15 protein-coding genes are annotated in these 18730 nt (G+C 67.4%); all 15 read right to left on the bottom strand.

Going from position 1 to position 18730, the window contains the following annotated elements; translation table 11 throughout:
- Nucleotides 1–96: 96 nt before the first annotated feature.
- The 15 genes from LRM18_RS17360 to pyrH all read right to left on the bottom strand — a co-directional run bounded on the left by LRM18_RS17360 (nucleotide 97) and on the right by pyrH (nucleotide 18618).
- Complete coding sequence (locus tag LRM18_RS17360) at nucleotides 97–1056, bottom strand: acetyl-CoA carboxylase carboxyltransferase subunit alpha (RefSeq protein WP_049464383.1); 960 nt, start codon at nucleotides 1054–1056, stop codon at nucleotides 97–99.
- 113 nt (nucleotides 1057–1169) lie between these two features.
- On the bottom strand, nucleotides 1170–2039 hold the full coding sequence (locus LRM18_RS17355; protein ID WP_270955134.1) for a hypothetical protein: 870 nt from the start codon (nucleotides 2037–2039) through the stop codon (nucleotides 1170–1172).
- 55 nt (nucleotides 2040–2094) lie between these two features.
- Nucleotides 2095–5685, bottom strand: coding sequence for a DNA polymerase III subunit alpha (gene dnaE, locus LRM18_RS17350; protein WP_270955133.1), 3591 nt, complete (start codon nucleotides 5683–5685; stop codon nucleotides 2095–2097).
- A gap of 272 nt (nucleotides 5686–5957) precedes the next feature.
- Nucleotides 5958–6617, bottom strand: a complete 660-nt coding sequence (locus tag LRM18_RS17345) for a ribonuclease HII (protein ID WP_053462548.1) — start codon at nucleotides 6615–6617, stop codon at nucleotides 5958–5960.
- Nucleotides 6614–7816: a lipid-A-disaccharide synthase gene (gene lpxB / locus LRM18_RS17340; protein WP_270955137.1), complete on the bottom strand. Its 1203-nt coding sequence runs from the start codon at nucleotides 7814–7816 to the stop codon at nucleotides 6614–6616. The genes LRM18_RS17345 and lpxB overlap by 4 nt, the downstream gene beginning before the upstream one ends.
- Nucleotides 7817–7869: 53 nt before the next feature.
- Nucleotides 7870–8661, bottom strand: a complete 792-nt coding sequence (gene lpxA, locus LRM18_RS17335) for an acyl-ACP--UDP-N-acetylglucosamine O-acyltransferase (RefSeq protein ID WP_057493530.1) — start codon at nucleotides 8659–8661, stop codon at nucleotides 7870–7872.
- Between the two features lie 16 nt (nucleotides 8662–8677).
- Complete coding sequence (fabZ, locus tag LRM18_RS17330; protein ID WP_005415845.1) at nucleotides 8678–9136, bottom strand: 3-hydroxyacyl-ACP dehydratase FabZ; 459 nt, start codon at nucleotides 9134–9136, stop codon at nucleotides 8678–8680.
- Entirely contained in the window at nucleotides 9133–10155 is a 1023-nt protein-coding gene (lpxD, locus tag LRM18_RS17325) for a UDP-3-O-(3-hydroxymyristoyl)glucosamine N-acyltransferase (protein ID WP_053506636.1), read from the bottom strand. Before lpxD ends, fabZ begins: the two co-directional genes overlap by 4 nt.
- 432 nt (nucleotides 10156–10587) lie before the next feature.
- Nucleotides 10588–12951 (bottom strand): outer membrane protein assembly factor BamA, encoded by a 2364-nt coding sequence (gene bamA, locus LRM18_RS17320; protein ID WP_049464395.1) that lies wholly within the window; start codon nucleotides 12949–12951, stop codon nucleotides 10588–10590.
- Nucleotides 12952–13025: 74 nt separating this feature from the next.
- On the bottom strand, nucleotides 13026–14384 hold the full coding sequence (rseP, locus tag LRM18_RS17315; protein ID WP_053505929.1) for an RIP metalloprotease RseP: 1359 nt from the start codon (nucleotides 14382–14384) through the stop codon (nucleotides 13026–13028).
- A 55-nt stretch (nucleotides 14385–14439) separates the two neighbouring features.
- Nucleotides 14440–15630, bottom strand: a complete 1191-nt coding sequence (locus tag LRM18_RS17310; protein ID WP_270955132.1) for a 1-deoxy-D-xylulose-5-phosphate reductoisomerase — start codon at nucleotides 15628–15630, stop codon at nucleotides 14440–14442.
- 2 nt (nucleotides 15631–15632) lie between these two features.
- Entirely contained in the window at nucleotides 15633–16469 is an 837-nt protein-coding gene (locus LRM18_RS17305) for a phosphatidate cytidylyltransferase (protein WP_270955131.1), read from the bottom strand.
- Nucleotides 16466–17233 (bottom strand): polyprenyl diphosphate synthase, encoded by a 768-nt coding sequence (gene uppS / locus LRM18_RS17300; protein ID WP_049464404.1) that lies wholly within the window; start codon nucleotides 17231–17233, stop codon nucleotides 16466–16468. Before uppS ends, LRM18_RS17305 begins: the two co-directional genes overlap by 4 nt.
- Nucleotides 17234–17238: 5 nt before the next feature.
- Nucleotides 17239–17793 carry a ribosome recycling factor gene (gene frr, locus LRM18_RS17295; protein WP_014646499.1) on the bottom strand — a complete coding sequence of 185 codons (555 nt, stop codon included), beginning with the start codon at nucleotides 17791–17793 and terminating at the stop codon, nucleotides 17239–17241.
- Between the two features lie 96 nt (nucleotides 17794–17889).
- Nucleotides 17890–18618 carry a UMP kinase gene (pyrH, locus tag LRM18_RS17290; RefSeq protein ID WP_019659122.1) on the bottom strand — a complete coding sequence of 243 codons (729 nt, stop codon included), beginning with the start codon at nucleotides 18616–18618 and terminating at the stop codon, nucleotides 17890–17892.
- Between the last annotated feature and the right edge of the window lie 112 nt (nucleotides 18619–18730).

Genomic DNA, 18730 nt, shown 5'->3' with positions numbered 1-18730 from the left:
GCTGTCAGGGCGCAAACGAAGGAGCCGGGCAAATGCCCGGCTCTTTCATTTCTGCAATCACCTCGTGTTGCCGGCCAGCGGCCGGCACTACCGGGCTTAGGCCGCTTCGTACGTGCCGTAGCTGCGCAGGCGCGTATAGCGCTGCTCCAGCAACTGTTCGGTGGACAGTGCGTCCAGTGCGTCCAGTTCGTTCAGCAGCACCGCCTTCAGGCGCTTGGCCATCTGGGTCGGGTTGCGGTGGGCGCCACCGGTCGGCTCGCGCACGACCTTGTCGACCAGGCCCAGGCTCTTCAGGCGCGGCGCGGTCAGGCCCAGCTGCTCGGCCGCCTCCTTGGCCTTGCCGGCGTCCTTCCACAGGATCGAGGCGCAGCCTTCCGGGGTGATGGTCGAGTACACCGCATATTCCAGCATGACGGTGCGGTCGCCCACGCCCAACGCCAGTGCGCCGCCGGAGCCGCCTTCACCGATCACGGTGCAGATGATCGGCACCTTCAGCTCGGCCATCTCGATCAGGTTGCGCGCGATTGCTTCGGACTGGCCGCGCGATTCGGCGTCGATGCCCGGCCAGGCGCCTGCGGTGTCGATCAGGGTCAGCACCGGCAGGCCAAAGCGCTCGGCCATCTTCATCAGGCGCAGCGCCTTGCGGTAACCCTCCGGCTTGGGCATGCCGAAGTTGCGCTTGATCTTTTCCTTGGTGTCGCGGCCCTTCTGGTGGCCGATCACCATCACTGCGCGGCCATTGATGCGGGCCAGGCCGCCCATGATGGCCTTGTCGTCGGCGAACGCGCGGTCACCGGCCAGCTCCTGGAACTCATCGCAGATGATGCGGATGTAGTCGGCGGTGTATGGCCGCGACGGGTGGCGGGCCAGCTGCAGCACCTGCCACGAGGTCAGGTTGCGGAAGATCTGCGCGGTGCGCACGCGCAGCTTGTCCTGCAGCGCATGCACTTCCGCCTCGACATTGACCGCCGGCCCGGCGCTGGCGTTGCGCAGCTCCTGGATCTTGGCTTCCAGGTCGGCGATGGGTTGCTCGAAGTCGAGGTAGTTCGGATTCATCGGAAGCCGTCGTGTAAAGAAGGGGGCAATTCTAGCCGAATGCGTGCAAACCACCCGTACGCCTTCGTCTGGAAGGCGACGGTAGCGCAGGCGGGCAGGGCGCGCCAGTCAGTTCAGGGCACCACCAGGGCGCTGCGGCCCATCAGCTGCCCGCGCTGGGAGACGAAGTCGTTGTAGGCCTCGTTGGCCTCCCGGCCGAGGTTGGCGCCGAGGGTCGCGGTGGCCGAGGTGAAGGCCATCTGCGCGTCGAAGTCCTGCTTGCGCAGGGCCTTCTGTTCATCGGCGGTGGTGGCCTTCAGCCAGCGCGCATAGACCTCGCGCAGCGGCGCGGCATGCGCCTCGAAGGCGGGGTCAAGGGCCGGCAGGCTGGCCGGGGCCGGCTCCAGGCTGAATGCCGGCGTGACGTAGCCGGCCGGCTGTTCGCGCTTGAACGCGCCGGGCTGGCCCATGCCTTCCTCGACGTAGGTGATGAAGTCCGGGGCGGTGAACACCTTTGCCACGATCTGGCCGCCGCTGGAATCGACATGGGCCACCACCTTTTCCTTCGGGAACGGCTCGCGCACGCCGTAGGTCCAGGTCTTGTCGATGAACAGGTCGTGGCGCTTCTCGAAGGGACCTTCGAAGTCGACGCCGCCCAGTTCGATGCCGGCCGTGCCGGTGCCGAAGTTCTTCAGCTTGCTCTCGTCGGTGACATAGACCTCGCGGGCGATCACGTACTCGCTCAGGGTCGGGTTGATCAGGCCGCCACGGCCGTCGACGTAGACGATGAAGCGCACATCACCGAGCTTTTCGGTATGCAGGCGATGCTCGCCGACAGCGAGCGAGACCGGGCGCGAACCGTGTGCGGCCACCGGCAGGTCCTGGCCGTCGATGCTCAGCGCCAGCGGCGTGTCGGTCGGGTTGTCGATCTGGAACTCGATCTTCGACGGGGAGCAGGCGGCCAGGGCCAGTGCGGCAGCGAACGGGAACAGCAGGGTCTTCATCGGCAATCGTCCTTGATACATGGAACGCGGAAACGGGAAAACCACGGAGCCAGCCTCAGCTGGCCCAGGGGGGGCTGTAACGCACCTTCAGCGTGCGCACGGCAGGATCGGCGCGCAGCGCCTCCATCAGCTTGGAATCGATGCGCACCGCGCTCTGCCCGGACACATCAAGCATGCCGGCGACGCCGCCGTGCGGCCCCTTCAGCAGCAGGTCCAGGCGCAGTGGCGTCCGCCCCGGGCGATGGCGGTCGAGCAGCGCATCGATGCGCTCCCAGACCGGGCGCTGCTGGCGCAGGTCCAGCCGCAGCGACAACCGTGTGGCGTAGTTGGCGCAGACTTCATCGAAGTCCCAGCACTGGCGGATGCGCAGCGCGAAGCCGCCGTTGAACTCGTCCTCGCGCAGGCCGCCCTTGACCACCAGGATGCGGTCCTTGGTCATCAGGTGGCCGAACTCGGCCATCGCGTCGGAGAACGCGCTGCACTCGACGCGGCCGCGGCCATCTTCCAGCTGGATGAAGATCTGGCTCTCGCCCTTGCGGCGCACGCCGACCACCTGGCCGGCCAGCACGGTCTGCACTTCCGGCCGCCAGCGCTTTTCGCCGCCGCCGCCGCCGCCGCTGTTGGCACTCCAGATCTTCTCCACCGAACCCAGGTCGTTGCCGACCAGGTCGCGCACATCGTCGCGCCAGGGATCGAACGGGTGGCCGCTCAGGTAGAAGCCCAGCGTGTCGCGCTCGCCGTTCAGGCGCTGCAGCAGCGGCCATTCTTCGGCCTCGGGCAGGTCCAGCTGGATCGACACGGCGCTCGGGTCGGGACCGCCGAACAGCGAGTTCTGCCCGGAGGCACGTTCGCGCGCCATCTGGTCGGTGGCCTTGATCACTTCCGGCAGCTGCAGCATCAGCGAGGCCCGGTTGCGGCCGAGCTCGTCCAGCGCACCGCAGTTGATCATCGCTTCCAGGGTACGGCGATTGAGCTTGGCCGAACCAACGCGCGTGCAGAAGTCGAGCAGGTCCTTGAACGGGCCGCCCTTCAGTCGTTCCTCGACCACTGCTTCGCAGGCGCCCTGGCCGACGCCCTTGATCGCACCGAGGCCGTACTGGATGGTGTCCGGCGTCACCGCTTCGAACATGAAGGCCGACTGGTTCACCTTGGGCGGCAGTACGGTCAGGCCGAGGTTGCGCACTTCGTCGAGGAAGCCGACCACCTTGTCGGTGTTGTCCAGATCGGACGACAGCGTGGCCGCCATGAACTCGGCCGGGTAGTGGCGCTTCAGCCATGCGGTCTGGTAGCTGACCAGCGCGTAGGCGGCGGCGTGCGACTTGTTGAAGCCGTAGCCGGCGAACTTCTCCATCAGGTCGAAGATTTCGTCGGCCTTGGGGCCATCGACGCCGCCCTTGGCTGCACCTTCGCGGAAGATCTCGCGGTGCTTGGCCATTTCCGCCGGCACCTTCTTGCCCATCGCGCGGCGCAGCAGGTCGGCGCCGCCCAGCGAGTAGCCGCCGACGATCTGCGCCATCTGCATGACCTGCTCCTGGTACACCATGATGCCGTAGGTGTCCTTCAGGATGGCTTCGGTGCGCGGATCGGGATAGATGATCTCTTCCTGCCCGTGCTTGCGCGCGTTGAACGAAGGAATCAGGTCCATCGGGCCGGGGCGGTACAGCGACACCAGCGCGATCAGGTCTTCGAAGCGGTCGGGGCGCGCATCCTTCAGCAGGCGGCGCATGCCGGAGGACTCGAACTGGAACACCGCGCCGGTGTTGCCGTTGGCGAAGATGTCCTTGTAGGTGGGCGCATCGTCGAGGGGGATCGCGGCGATGTCGACCGGCGGGATGCCCGCGCGTTCGTGGCGCTTGTTGATCGCCTTCACTGCCCAGTCGATGATGGTCAGCGTGCGCAGGCCGAGGAAGTCGAACTTCACCAGGCCCACTTCTTCCACGTCGTTCTTGTCGAACTGGGTGACCGGGTTCTTGCCGAGCCCGTTCTCGTCATGTTCGGCGTACAGCGGGCAGAACTCGCTCAGTGGCTCGGGCCCGATCACCACGCCACCGGCATGCTTGCCGGCGTTGCGGGTCAGGTCCTCCAGCTGCAGCGCCAGGTCGATCAGGTCGCGGACATCGTCCTCGGTCTCGTAACGCTGGATCAGTTCGGCCGAGGCCATTTCCGAGCTGGGGCCTTCCTTGCCCTTGCCCAGCGCATCCTTGAGGTGGATGCCCAGGATGTTCGGGATCAGCTTGGAGACGCCGTCCACCAGGCCGTACGGGAAACCGAGCACGCGGCCGGAGTCGCGCACCACCGCCTTGGCGGCCATGGTGCCGTAGGTGATGATCTGGCTGACGCGTTCGCGCCCGTACTTGCGCGCAACGTAGTCGATCACCTCGTCGCGGCGGTCCATGCAGAAGTCGATGTCGAAGTCGGGCATCGACACGCGTTCGGGGTTCAGGAAGCGCTCGAACAGCAGGTTGTACGGCAGCGGATCCAGGTCAGTGATCTTCAGCGCCCATGCCACCAGCGAGCCGGCACCCGAACCACGGCCGGGGCCGATCGGAATGCCCTGGTTCTTGCCCCACTGGATGAAGTCGGCCACGATCAGGAAGTAGCCGGGGAAGCCCATCTTGATGATGGTGTCGAGCTCGAACTCCAGGCGCTCGAAGTAGTCTTCGCGGGACTTGCCCGGCGCCAGCGGATTCTTCTCCAGGCGCTCTTCCAGGCCATCACGCGACATCTTCTGGATCCAGGTGTCCAGGGTCTCGTCGTCGGGCACCGGGTAGTTGGGCAGGAAGTAGGTGCCCAGCCGCATCTCGATGTTGCAGCGCTCGGCCAGCGCCAGCGTGTTGTCGATGGCATCGGGAATGTCGGCGAACAGCGCGCACATTTCTTCGGCCGACTTCAGGTACTGCTGGTCGCTGTACTCGCGCGGGCGCTTGGGATCGTCCAGCACGCGGCCGGTGGAAATGCACACGCGCGCTTCGTGCGCGCTGAAGTCCGACGGCGACAGGAAGCGCACGTCATTGCTGGCCACCACCGGCAGGCCACGCTGGCCGGCGGCCATCAGCGCGAACTGGTTGAAGGTCTCCTCGCCCTCGCGGCCGGTGCGGGTCAGCTCCAGGTGCAGGCCATCGCCGAACACGCGCTGCCAGTCGGCCAGCTGCTGCTCGGCCAGCTCATGCTTGCCGTCCAGCGCCAGGCGCCCGGCCAGGCTCTGGCGCCCGGCCAGCGCGAACAGGTTGGCGTTGCCGGCCTTCAGCCAGTCCGGGTGGATGGCCACGCCGCCTTCGGGGCGATGGCCTTCCATCCAGGCGCGGGTCAGTAGCCGCGACAGGCTCAGGTAACCCTCGCGATCGCGGCACAGCAGGGTCATCCGCCATGGGTCCTGGCCTTCCTCGGCGATCAGCACGTCGGCACCGGCGATCGGCTTGATGCCGACGCCTTCGGCGGCCTTGTAGAACTTGACCAGGGCGAACAGGTTGTTGAGGTCGGTCACCGCCAGCGCGGGCAGGCCGAGTTCGACCGAGCGCGACAGCAGGTTGGCCTGCTTGGCCTTCTTCGGGTCCGCCTGGTCCGGCTTGGCCGGCACGCGGATGGTCGAGTCCGCCAGCGAGAACTCGGTGTGGACGTGGAGATGTACGAAGCGGGAGTTGGACATGCCGGACCAGGTTGGAGCGCGCGGGCCCCGGGTGCTGACGGAGGTTCGTCGCCGGGGTCGGAAGCGCTGGAGTGCCCGGTCAGGGTAGCGAGGGCAGGGGGTGGCGACAAGCTCTTGACGGCACGCGATATCGCATTCGCGCTATCGCTTGCCACGGTTCGCAGGCGAGCCGCGGGCCCTGTCCTGCCGTGCTTCCACACCCCCTGCGCCGCTGGCGCTCCCCCCGGCTCGGGGCACTCCTCACCGCACGGCTTGTCCCTGTCGGCGGCCGTTCAGGCGATCGCGGGGGCGCGGGTGGTGTCCAGGCACTCACGTACCGGGGCGAAGCTGCGCCGATGCTCCATGCAGGGGCCGTGTTCACGCAGGGCGGCTAGGTGGGCCGGCGTGCCATAGCCCTTGTGCTGCTCGAAGCCGTACTGCGGGTGGCGGGCGTGGACGTCCTGCATGTAACGGTCGCGCGAGACCTTGGCCAGGATCGACGCCGCCATGATCGCGCGGTCGATGCCATCGCCACCGATCAGCGCCTGGGCCGGCAGCACCAGGCCCTTGGGCACCACGTTGCCGTCGATGCGGGCGAAGCCGGCCACGTGGGCGACCGCTGCCACCACCTCGCGCATGCCCTGCAGGGTGGCCTGGTAGATGTTCAGGCGGTCGATGGTGTCCACGTCCACCAGCACCACGTGCCAGGCCAGCGCACGCTCGATGATGCGGTCATGCAGCTGTTCGCGGCGTGCCGCCGTCAGCTGCTTGGAGTCGTCGAGGCCGTTGATGCGTGGCCGCGACGGGTCGAACACCACCGCCGCCACTGCCACCGGCCCGGCCAGCGGGCCACGGCCGGCCTCGTCGACGCCGGCCACCAGGCGCTCCGGCTCGACCACGGCCACACCGTCGAACAGGGTCAGGCTGGCTGCGGCGGCGTGACGGCGGCTCATGGCTGTGCCTGGTCGCGCATCAGCAGTTCGCCGACGGCGTCGGCGGCACGCGCCGAGGCGTTGCGGCGCAGGCGTTCGTGCAGGCGCACGTAGGTATCCTGCAGATCGGTCACCCGCTGCGGGTGGTCAAACCACTGCTGGATGGCCGCGGCCAGCCGGTCCGGCGTGCAGTCGTGCTGCATCAGTTCCGGCGCCAGGTCCTGGCCGGCCAGGATGTTGGGCAGGGCAAAGCGGTCGACCTTGATCAGCCCAAGCGCCTTCACCAGGCGATAGGTCAGCTCGTTGACGCGGTACCCGACCACCATCGGCCGCTTCACCAGCATCGCTTCCAGGGTCGCGGTGCCCGACGCCAGCACCACCACGTCAGCGGCGATCATCGCGTTGCGTGCCTGGCCATCCAGTACCTGCGAGTAGGCCACCGGCAACGCCGAGCGCGATAGCTGTTCTTCAATCAGCTGCCTGCAGGCCGGATTGGCGGCAGGCACCACCACGTGCAGGCCGGGAATGCGCTCGGAAACCTGCCAGGCCGCTTCGAAGAACGGCTCGCCCAGGCGCGAGATCTCGCCCAGGCGGCTGCCCGGCAGCACGGCGAGCACCTTGGCTGAGGTCGGCAAGCCGAGCGCGGCACGCGCTTCCTCGCGGTTGCCCTGCAGCGGAATGTCATCGGCCATCGGGTGGCCGACGAAGCGCGCGTCGATGCCGTGCCTGGCATAGATCGGCGGCTCCATCGGGAACAGGCACAGCACCAGGTCGGCGCTGCTGCCGATCTTCTCGGCGCGCTTCTCGCGCCAGGCCCAGACCGAGGGGCTGACGTAATGCACGGTGCGCACGCCGCGCTGCTTCAGCCAGCGCTCGATGCCCAGGTTGAAGTCGGGTGCGTCGATGCCGATGAACACGTCCGGCTGCCAGTCCAGCGCACGCTGGCGGAACGCCGAGCGCAGCTTCAGCAGGCGCGGCAGGTGGCGCAGCACTTCGGTCAGCCCCATCACCGCCAGCTCGCTGGCATCGTGCCAGGTCTGGCAGCCAGCGCTGCGCATGGCGTCGCCGCCGATGCCGGCGAACTCGGCATTCGGGAAGCGCGCCTTCAATTCGCGCACCAGGCCTGCACCGAGCAGGTCGCCGGAGGCTTCACCGGCAACCAGCGCGATCCGCAACGGGCGCTCGCTGAGCACCCGCTGCGCAGGAACGCTGCCGGCCATCGAGGCCAGCGGGATCACCGCGGCGCCGGCCGGCGCCTGGCCGGTCGCGCTGCTCATCGCAGCAGGGGCCTCTCGGCGTGCTCGATGAAGTCCAGCATCGCCTTCACGTCGTCGCTGTCACGCGCCTGTTCGGTCAGCTGCACCTTGGCCTCGGCCAGCGGCAGGCCTGCCACGTACAGCGTGCGGTAGGCACGCTTGATGGCCGAAATGCGCTCGGCGTCGAAGCCGCGGCGCTTCAGGCCTTCGCTGTTGATGCCGCGCGGGCGGCCCAGCGAATCGGTGCCGACCATGGTGAACGGCGGAACGTCGCCATTGGTCAGTGCGCCCATGCCCAGGAAAGCGTGTGCGCCGATGCGGCAGAACTGGTGAGCACCGGCGAAGCCGCTGATGATCACGTAGTCGCCCACGGTCACGTGGCCGGCCAGGGTGGTGTTGTTGGAGAACACGCAGAAATTGCCGACATGGCAGTCGTGTGCCACGTGCGTGTAGGCCAGCATCCAGTTGTCGTTGCCGATGGTGGTGATGCCACCGCCGCCGCCGGTGCCGCGGTTGAGCGTGACGAACTCGCGGAACACGTTGCGGTCGCCGATCACCAGTTCGGTGCGCTCGCCGCCGAACTTCTTGTCCTGCGGCTCGCCACCGATCGCGGCGTGGCCGACGAAGCGGTTGTCGCGGCCGATCCGGGTCGGGCCGTGGATGCTGCAATGGGGGCCCACCACCGTGCCGGCACCGATTTCAACGTCGGGGCCGATCAGGGTGAAGGCACCCACCTGGACATCGTCGGCCAGGCGTGCGGCCGGGTCGATGACGGCGGTGGGGTGGATCCGCGGTGCGTTGTCAGTCATTGCTGCCTCCAGTGGATCAGCCCTTGGCGCCGGCGCACATGACCTCGGCCGAGGCAACGACTTCGCCGTTGACCTTGGCTTCGCCGTAGTACCAGCCCATGTTGCGGATCAGGCGCTTCATCTGCACGTCCAGCATCAGCACGTCGCCGGGCACGACCTGCTTGTTGAAGCGGGCGTTTTCCACCTTGACCATGTAGAACAGCTTGGACTGCGCATCGCGGCCGAGCGTGAGCTGGGTCATGACGCCGCCGGCCTGCGCCAGCGCTTCGATGATCAGCACGCCGGGCATGATCGGGCGGCCCGGGAAGTGCCCCTGGAAGAACGGCTCGTTGATGCTGACGTTCTTCTGCGCCAGGATCCGCTTGGCCTCGACGTCGAGTTCAAGCACCCGGTCCACCAGCAGGAACGGATAGCGGTGCGGAAGCAGTTCCTGGATCTGGCAGACGTCGATCGGAAGCTGCAGCGAATCGTTCATTCTTTCTCCTTGCCAGCAGCCAGGACACGGCGAGCCAGTGCGTCGAGCTGCTTGAAGCGCGCGGCGTTCTTGCGCCACGTGCGGTTGTCGGTCAGTGGGGTGCCGGACGAGTACTCGCCCGGCTCGGTGATGGAGTTGCGGACCACCGACTTGCCGGTGATCACGACCTTGTCGCAGATCTCGAGGTGGCCGACCACGCCCACGGCGCCACCGAGCAGGCAGTAGCGGCCGATCTTGGCGCTGCCGGCGATGCCGGTGCAGCCGGCGATGGCCGAGTGCGCACCGATCTGCACGTTGTGGGCGATCTGCACCAGATTGTCCAGGCGCACATCCTCGGCAAGGACGGTGTCTTCCAGCGCGCCGCGGTCAACGCAGGTATTGGCGCCGATCTCGCAGTCATCGCCGATGCGCACGCCGCCCAGCTGCGGCACCTTGATCCATTTGCCGGCATCCATGGCCAGGCCGAAGCCATCGGCGCCGAGCACGGCGCCGGGATGGATGCGCACGCGCTTGCCCAGCCTGACCCGGGTGACCAGGGTGACGCGGGCGATCAGTTCGCAGCCGGTATCGAGGCTGCAGTCCTCGCCGATCACGCTGCCGGCACCGATGATGCAGTTCTCGCCGATGACGCTGCGCGCGCCGATGGTCACGAACGGGCCGATGTGGGCGCTGGCAGCCACCCGTGCGTCCGGATCGATGACCGCGCTGGGGTGGATGCCCGGCGGGCGGGTCGGCGCGATGTCGAACAGCGCGGCGATCTTGGCGAATGCGGTGTAGGGGTCCTTGGCCACGAGCGCGGCGCCGGGGGCGGCCTCGACATCGTCGGCACGCAGCACCACCAGCGAAGCCTGGCTGTCGGCCAGCTGGGCGCGGTAGCGCGGATTGGCGAGGAAGGTCAGCTGGCCAGGACCGGCGTGGGCGAGGGTGGCCACGCCATGGATGGCAGTGGCGGGGTCGCCATGGACCTGCAGGCCGAACTGCTCGGCGAGTTGCTGGGCGGTGTAGGTGGGAGTATTCACGGCGGGAGTTTAACGTGTGGCGCCATTTCGGTCATGCGGGGGGCATATGCAGCCAACGGCAGGGCCCCTCGCGGCCGGCAGAGCCAGTGTCATGGGCTGGGTCGGACGGGGCGGGACTGCGGGGGGCGGCGCAAGTACGTCCATGTAGCCTTGGTCGCCGCATCCATGCGGCTCACACCCCCGCAGCCCCACCCCGTCCGACCTCCGACGGCCTGGCGCGAGTGCCAGCCACGGAAACACAGAAAGATCAAAAGCAGAGCGGGCGCTTCCGGCATCCAGGCCAAACGAAAACGCCGGGCAATGCCCGGCGCTTCGCACCCCGTCTGGTGGAGAGCCCCCCTTTGTTAAGGGGGGCGCGCCAACGGCGCGGGGGATAGGTGAAATGCGCGGGCAATTCACCGGAGGTGGATCAGTTCTGAGGAACGACGTTCCTCAGAACTGGCCACCGAACGTGAATTGCAGCCGCTCGATCTTGTCATCGTCTTCCTTCTTCAGCGGGAAGGCGTAGCTGATCGAGATCGGGCCGACCGGGGCACGCCACAGTAGCGCCACACCGGTGGATACGCGCAGTTCGTTGGCCTTGAAGTTGTCCACGCCGGTATACACGTTGCCGAAGTCGACGAAGGCCGACACGCGCGCCGACGGGCTGTCGAACAGGCGCGGGAAGTAGGCTTCCACCGAGCCGACGGTCTTCAGCGAACCACCCAGTGGCTGGCCTTCCGGATAGCCGGTGGTGACTTCGCGCGGACCCAGGGTGTTGTCCTCGAAGCCACGCACCGAGTTGGTGCCACCGGCGTAGAAGTTCTCGAAGAACGGCAGGCCGCTGGCGGTGACGGTACGGGTGGTGCCATCGGGATTGGTCAGCGTACGGGTGTAGTCCTTGCCGTAGGCATCGCCGTAGCCGATTTCGGCGCGGGTGTTGATCACCAGCGACGGCATGATCGGCCAGTACTTGCTGATCTGGTAGTTCAGCTTGTAGTACTCGATGGTCGAACCCGGCAGCGTGGTTTCCAGGCCGATGCGCTGGTAGGTACCGCGGGTCGGCATGAAGTAGTCGTTGCGGGAGTCACGCGCCCAGCCCAGCTCGGTGCGCCAGGCATGGAAGGTGCGCTTACCGACCGCGTTGATGTAGTCGATGATCGACTGCGGGGTAGAACCCTGGTACGTGGTGATCTGGTTGCTGTCGATGCCGAACATCAGCGAGACGGTGTCGGTCTCGGTCAGGGGCACGCCGAACACCACCTGCGCGGCACCGTTGGTGCTGTTGTACTGCGCGGTGTTGAAGTCGGAGTAGTCCAGTTCGCGCCAGGACAGGTTGTAGCCCAGCGACACGCCGTCATCGGTGAAGTACGGGTTGGTGTAGCTGAAACCGTAGCGCTGCAGGTAGCTGCTGCGCGAGGCTTCGACCGACACGCGGTTACCGCCGCCGAGGAAGTTGTTCTGCGACAGCTGCACCGAGGTGGTCATGCCGTAGGACTGCGAGTAGCCCAGGCCGAACACGAAGCTGCCCGAGGTGGTTTCCTTGACGTTGTAGACGACGTCGACCTGGTCGTTGCTGCCGCTGACGGCCGGGGTTTCCACTTCCACCGATTCGAAGTAGCCCAGGCGCTGCAGGCGGATCTTGGAGCGGTCGATCGCGGCCTGCGAGTACCAGCTGTTCTCGAACTGGCGCATTTCGCGGCGCATCACCTCATCGGAGGTGCGGGTATTGCCACGGAACAGGATGCGGCGCACCGACACGCGCGGGCCGGGCACGACCTGCATGTTGATGGCGACGGTCTGCTCGGCGCGGTTGGTGGTCGGGATCGGGTTCACCTTGGCGAACGCGTAGCCGATGTTGGACAGCGAGTTGGTGATGGTGTCCGAACTGAATTCCAGCAGCGCACGCGAGAACGTGTCACCGGACTTCTGGACCACCATGCGCTCGACATCCTCCTGGGGAAGGATGGTGTCGCCGCTGACCTTGATCTCGGAGATCTTGTACTGCGCGCCTTCGGTAACGCCCGCAGTCAGGAACATGTCGCGCTTGTCGGGGCTGATCGAAACCTGGGTGGAATCGATGCTGAAGTCGACGTAGCCGCGGTCGAGGTACCACGAGTTGAGCTTTTCCAGGTCGCCGGACAGCTTCTCCTTCGAGTACTGGTCGTCACGGCGGTACCACGACGCCCAGTTGTGCTCCTTCGACTCCCAGGTGTCGAGGATGTCCTTGCTGTCGTACTTCTCGGTGCCGACCAGGTTGACGTGGCGGATCTTGGCCGCCTTGCCTTCCTTGATGGCAATGGCGATGTCCACGCGGTTGCGGTCCAGCGGGCTCACCGTCGGGGTGATGTCGACGTTGTACTTGCCGCGGTCGTTGTACTGCCGGCGAAGTTCCTGGGTCACGCGGTCCAGGCTCAGGCGATCGAAGGTGCCACCCTCGGTCAGGCCGATGTCGGACAGGCCCTTGAGCAGCTGGTCGGACTTGATGTCCTTGTTGCCGGTCACGGTCAGCTTGTTGATCGCCGGGCGTTCCTTGACGGTCACCACCAGGATCGTGCCCTGGCGGTCCAGCTGCACGTCTTCGAAGAAGCCGGTCTTGTACAGGGCGCGGATCGTCTCGCCGACCTTGTTGTCGGTGACCGTCTCGCCACGCTCCACCGGCAGGTAGGTGAATACCGTGCCCGAGCTGATGCGCTGCAGGCCGTCGACGCGGATGTCGCTGACAGTGAAGGGCTCGGCTGCCTGGGCCAGGGCGGGAGCGCCGGTGACGGCGGCGAGGGCGAGGGCCAGCAGGCGGCGATTGGGGAGTCGCGTCATGTCACGTCCGGTAGGAAGGTCGATTTCATTGGTGCGGGATGCCGACGCTGTAGACGGCAACAACGTGGAAAAGTTCATCGCGGGACCAGGCCGAGGATGTCGTTGTAGAACGCCAACCCCATCAGCCCGGCCAGCAACGCCAGGCCGATGTACTGACCGGCGGCGATGGCACGCTCGCTCAGCGGGCTGCCCTTGACCAACTCGATAAGGTAATACAGCAGGTGCCCGCCGTCCAAGATCGGAATCGGCAGCAGGTTGATGATGCACAGGCTCAGCGACAGCAGGGCCAGGAACTGCAGGAACCAGTCGAGGCCGCGCTGGGCCGAGACATTGGCCACGCGGGCGATGGTGACCGGCCCGGAAACGTTCTGCAGCGAGGCCTTGCCGGTCACGATGCGGGCCATCATGCCCAGTGAGTCGGCGGCCAGGCGGCCGGTCTCGCGCACCGCCACGGTTACCGCATCGAGCGGGCCATAGCGCAGCAGGGTGTCATAGGCCGGGCTGTAGCGGGTGGGGAAGCCGACGCCGATCTGCCAGACCGGGTTGCCCTTGCCATCCTTGCCCTGGCGCGGGGTGACTTCCAGCGCCAGGCGCTCGCCGCCGCGCAGGACCTCGATCATGCCCGGGCCGCCGGCGCGGCCCAGAGCCTGGATCTCGCCGATCACCTGGTCGACGCTGTCGATGCGCTGGCCGTCGATGGCCACGATCAGGTCGCCCGGCTGCAGTTGCCCGGCCACCACGGAATCGGCGGTGAGCGAATCGACCAGGGCCGGTTGCAGCCAGGACTGCCAGTACAGGCCGGCCAGGATCGGGACCCGCCGTTCATCGAAACCGGCTGGCAGCTGCGACAGCGGCAGCGTGCGCACGCGCACCTGGTCGGCCGGGTCCAGCACTTCCAGCTTCACGTCGCGCCGGTCCATCGCCGCGGCAGTCAGCGCCATGCTGGCCTCGCCGAGGGTGGCCACCGGGCGCTCGTCCACGCGCAGCACGCGGTCGCCACTGGCCAGGCCGGCGCTGGCGGCGATGCCGCTGACACGCCCGATGGTGGGCGAGTAGTCCTGCTTGCCGATCACGAACATCGCCCACAGCAGCAGGATGCACAGCAGCAGGTTGGCGATCGGGCCGGCAGCGACAATGGCGATGCGCTGCCAGACGGTCTTGTGGTTGAAGGCCTGGCCGCGCTCGTGCGGGTGGACCTCGACCTCGCGTTCGTCGAGGAACTTCACATAACCGCCCAGCGGAATGGCGGCGATCGCGAACTCGGTACCGTGCCGGTCGCGGCGCGACCACAGCGGCCGGCCGAAGCCCACCGAGAAGCGCAGGATCTTGACCCCGCACAGGCGCCCGACCCAGTAATGCCCGAACTCGTGGAACGTGACCAGCAGCCCGAGGCTGACAATCATCCACCAGACCGATCCGATGAAGTCAGTCATGCAGGCTCACAGTGGCGGGCAGGGGCGGCGGCGTCATGCGGGGCGAGGCGGTCGTTCAGGCGGCGTCGATGGCGTTCAGGGTGAGCTGGCGTGCCCGCTGGTCGGCGGACAACAGGACCTCCAGTGTATCGGCTGGCTCGGTCGGCAGTGTTGAAAGCGCGTTAGCAACCAGCGCCGGGATGGTCAGGAAACCGATCCGGCCCTGAAGAAACGCTGAAACCGCCTCTTCGTTGGCGGCGTTCAGCACCGCCGGCGCGGTGCCGCCGGCCTGCATCGCCTGCCAGGCCAGCGCCAGGCAGGGGAAGGCGTCGGTATCCGGGGCCTCGAAATCGAGCCGGCCCTGGGCCAGCAGGTCCAGCCCGGCCACGCCCGATTCGATGCGCTGCGGCCAGCCCAGGCCAACGGCGAGGGTGGTGCGCATGTCCGGCAGGCCCATCTGGGCCAGGGTCGAGCCGTCGACGAATTCGACCAGCGAATGGACCAGGCTCTGCGGGTGCACCAGTACCTCGATGCGCTCGCCGGGCACGCCGAACAGGTGATGGGCCTCGATGACTTCCAGGCCCTTGTTCATCAACGTCGCCGAATCAACCGAGATCTTTGGCCCCATCGACCACTTGGGGTGGGCAACGGCCTGTGCCGGGGTGACCCGGGCCAGTTCGGCGCGGCTGCGGCCGCGGAACGGGCCGCCGGAGGCGGTCAGCAGGATCCGGCGCACGCCGGCGCCGTCGACGCTGGCATCGCGCGAGCGCAGGCACTGGAAGATCGCGCTGTGTTCGCTGTCGATCGGGATGATTTCGGCGCCGGCACGCTCGGCAGTGCGGGTCAGCAGTTCGCCGGCCAGCACCAGTGATTCCTTGTTGGCCAGCAGGATGCGCTTGCCGGCGGCCGCCGCGGCCAGGGTCGAGGACAGGCCGGCGGCACCGACGATGGCCGCAACCACGGTATCGCAGGCGTCGCTGGCGGCCAGCTGGTCCAGCGCGGCCTGGCCGGCATGGGCCTCGGTGGCCAGGCCGGCGTCGCGCAGGCCGTCGCGCAGCTCGGCATACAGCGATTCATCGGCGATGACCGCATGGGCCGGCGCATGCTGGCGGCACAACGCCAGCAGCGCCTGCACCTGGCGCCCGGCAGCCAGCACGGTGGCCCGGTAGCGCTGCGGGTGGCGGGCGATCACGTCCAGCGTGGAGGCACCGATCGAACCGGTGGCGCCGAACACGGCGACCCGGCGCAGGTCTGCAGCTGCATTCATGGTCAGAACCCGAAGATTTCCTTGCCCAGCGCGAACACCGGGACCGCGGCCAGGACGCCGTCGACACGGTCGAGCACGCCGCCATGGCCCGGGATCAGGTGGCCCGAGTCCTTGGCCCCGGCGTGTCGCTTGATCAGGCTCTCGAACAGGTCGCCCAGCACCGAGGCGAACACGGCCACCACCGAGGTGATCAGCAGGCCCGGCAGGTGCGCGGCATCGATGCCGGCCAGCCAGCCCAGGCCGACGGCCACGGCGACACCGGCCAGCAGGCCGCCGAACAGGCCTTCCCAAGTCTTGTTGGGGCTGATCCGCGGCGCCAGCTTGTGCCTGCCGAAATGGCGGCCGGCGAAATAGGCGCCCGAGTCGGCCGCCCACACCAGCGCCAGCGCGGCCAGCAGCCACAGGTGGCCCTGTTTGCCTGGCGGGTCGCCGCCGGCATGGATCAGCACCAGGGCGGCCCAGGCCGGGACGATGGCCAGGGTGCCGGCCGCCATCTTCAGGATCCGCGAGGGCGCCGACGGCTGTGCGCCGAAGTCGAAGAAGCGCAGCCAGACCAGCGCGGCCAGCCACCAGCCAACACCGGCCAGGGTGGTTATCTGGAACAGCACCAGCGTGCTGCCGTCGGCCCAGACCAGCAGCACCATCAGCAGCAGGTTCAGCACCAGCAGCACGGTCCGCGCCAGGGTGTCTTCGATGCCGGCCAGCTTCAGCCATTCCCACAGGCCGATCAGCAGCACGGCGGCGGCAGCGGCAGCCAGCCACTGCGTGGGCAGCAGCAGGATCGCCGCGATGGCAACCGGTGCCATGATCAGCGCGGCAAGGACTCGGGTCTTGGTCATGGGCTGGAAGTCTCGGTGGCCAGTGCGGCGATCTGGGCGCTGGTCAGGCCGAAACGACGCTCGCGGCCGGCGTAGGCGTCCAGCGCCTGCTGCAGCTGATCGGCATCGAAGTCCGGCCACAGGGCCTCGGTGAACCACAGCTCGGTATACGCCAGCTGCCACAGCAGGAAGTTGCTGATGCGGGTGTCGCCACCGGTGCGGATGAACAGGTCCGGCGGCGGCAGGTCGGCCAGGGCAACCTGGCTGCCCAGCAGCGCTTCGTCGATCTGCTCGGGCAGCAGGCGACCGGCCGCCACTTCGACGGCCAGGGCGCGCGCGGCGCGGGCGATGTCCTGGCGGCCGCCATAGCTGGCGGCGATCGACAGGGTCAGGGTGGTGTTGTCGGCGGTGCGCTGCTCGGCCAGCTGCATGCGGCTGACCAGCCCGGCACCGAAGCGCTCGCGTTCGCCGATGAAGCGCACGCGCACGCCACGCCGGTGCAGCTCGTCCACTTCGCGGTCGAGCGCGCCGAGGAACAGCTTCATCAGCGCATCCACTTCCTCCTGCGGCCGGCCCCAGTTCTCGCTGGAGAAGGCAAACAGGGTCAGCGCAGGAATGCCCAGTTCAAGGCAGCGCTCGATGGTGCGGTTGACCGCGCGCGCGCCGGCACGGTGGCCGATCACGCGCGGGCGACGGCGCTGCTGTGCCCAGCGCCCATTGCCATCCATGATGATGGCAAGGTGACGGGGCAGGGCGGACGGCAACGGAGGCGGGACTGAAGGCATCGACTTCAGACCGACAGCAGTTCTTTTTCCTTGTCGGCAACGACCTTGTCGACGTCCTTGATGTTGGCGTCGGTCAGCTTCTGGATGTCGTCTTCGCCGCGCTTCTTCTCGTCTTCGCTGATCGCCTTGTCCTTGACCAGCTTGGCGATTTCCTTGTTCGCGTCCTGACGGATGTTGCGGATCGCGATCTTGGCGCCTTCGCCTTCCTTCTGCACCTGCTTGGCCAGCTCCTTGCGGCGCTCTTCGGTCGGCGGCGGCATGTTGATGCGGATCGCGGTGCCCAGCGTGTTCGGAGTGAACTCGGCGTTGTAGAGACCCTTTTCGATCTCCTTGATCATGCCTTTGTCGAACGGGGTGACCAGCAGCGAGTGCGCGTCGGCGTTGGAGATCGACGCGACCTGGTTCAGCGGGGTGCTGGCGTTGCCATAGGCGCTGACCGTCACGCGGTCCAGCAGGGCCGGGGTGGCGCGGCCGGTCCGGATGGAGGTGAGGGTGTGCTTCAGAGCGTCAATGCTCTTGGCCATGCGCGTCTGCGCGTTGTTCTTGATGTCGTTGAGCATCGCCCGGTCCTGGGTGTCACTGGAATCGGGCGATTATAGGCGAATACGGGACGCTGCCGGGCCTGAATCGGCCCGGTTGTCGCTTTGCGCTCAGGCTCAGGCCGGGTCGCGGCCCTGGACCAGGGTGCCGATGTTCGCGCCGCTGAGGATCTTCAGCAGCTCGCCCGGCTGGCCCATGTCGAACACGCGCATCGGCAGGTCGCTGTCGCGGGCCAGTGCAAAGGCGGCGGTGTCCATCACTTCCAGGCCGCGGCGGATCACTTCGTCGTAGCTCAGGCTGTCGAAGCGGACCGCGTCGCTGTGCTTGTTCGGATCCTTGTCGTACACGCCATCGACCTTGGTGGCCTTCAGCAGCAGGTCCGCACCGATTTCGATGGCACGCAGGGCGGCGCCGGAATCGGTGGTGAAGAACGGGCTGCCGACGCCGGCGGCGAAGATGACCAGGCGGCCCTTCTCGAGGTGGCGGATGGCGCGGCGGCGGATGTAGTCCTCGCACACGTCGTTGATCTTGATCGCGCTCATCACCCGGGCCTTGGCGCCCAGCTTCTCCAGCGCGTCCTGCATGGCCAGGGCGTTGATGACCGTGGCCAGCATGCCCATCTGGTCGCCGGTGACCCGGTCCATGCCGCCGGCGGCCAGGCCGGCGCCGCGGAAGATGTTGCCGCCGCCGATCACCAGGGCCACTTCGGCGCCGGCCTGCTGGGCTTCGATGACCTCGCGGGCCAGCCGGTTGATGACCTTCGGGTCGATGCCGTAGTCCTCGTCTCCCATCAGCGCCTCCCCGGACAGTTTCAGAAGGATGCGGCGATAGGCGAGCTTGGACATGGGGACCTCGGGTGCGTGGAAATCGCGGGCGATTCTACGCGCATGCGGCGTCGGGCCAAAGTGTTTTGTGCACTGCGGCGCAGAATCCGGGGGTTGGCCCCGGTCCGTGGGG

The sequence above is a fragment of the Stenotrophomonas sp. PI_27 genome, assembly GCF_027854495.1.
GTDB lineage: Bacteria > Pseudomonadota > Gammaproteobacteria > Xanthomonadales > Xanthomonadaceae > Stenotrophomonas > Stenotrophomonas pavanii.
This window is presented reverse-complemented; position numbering and strand designations above follow the sequence as displayed.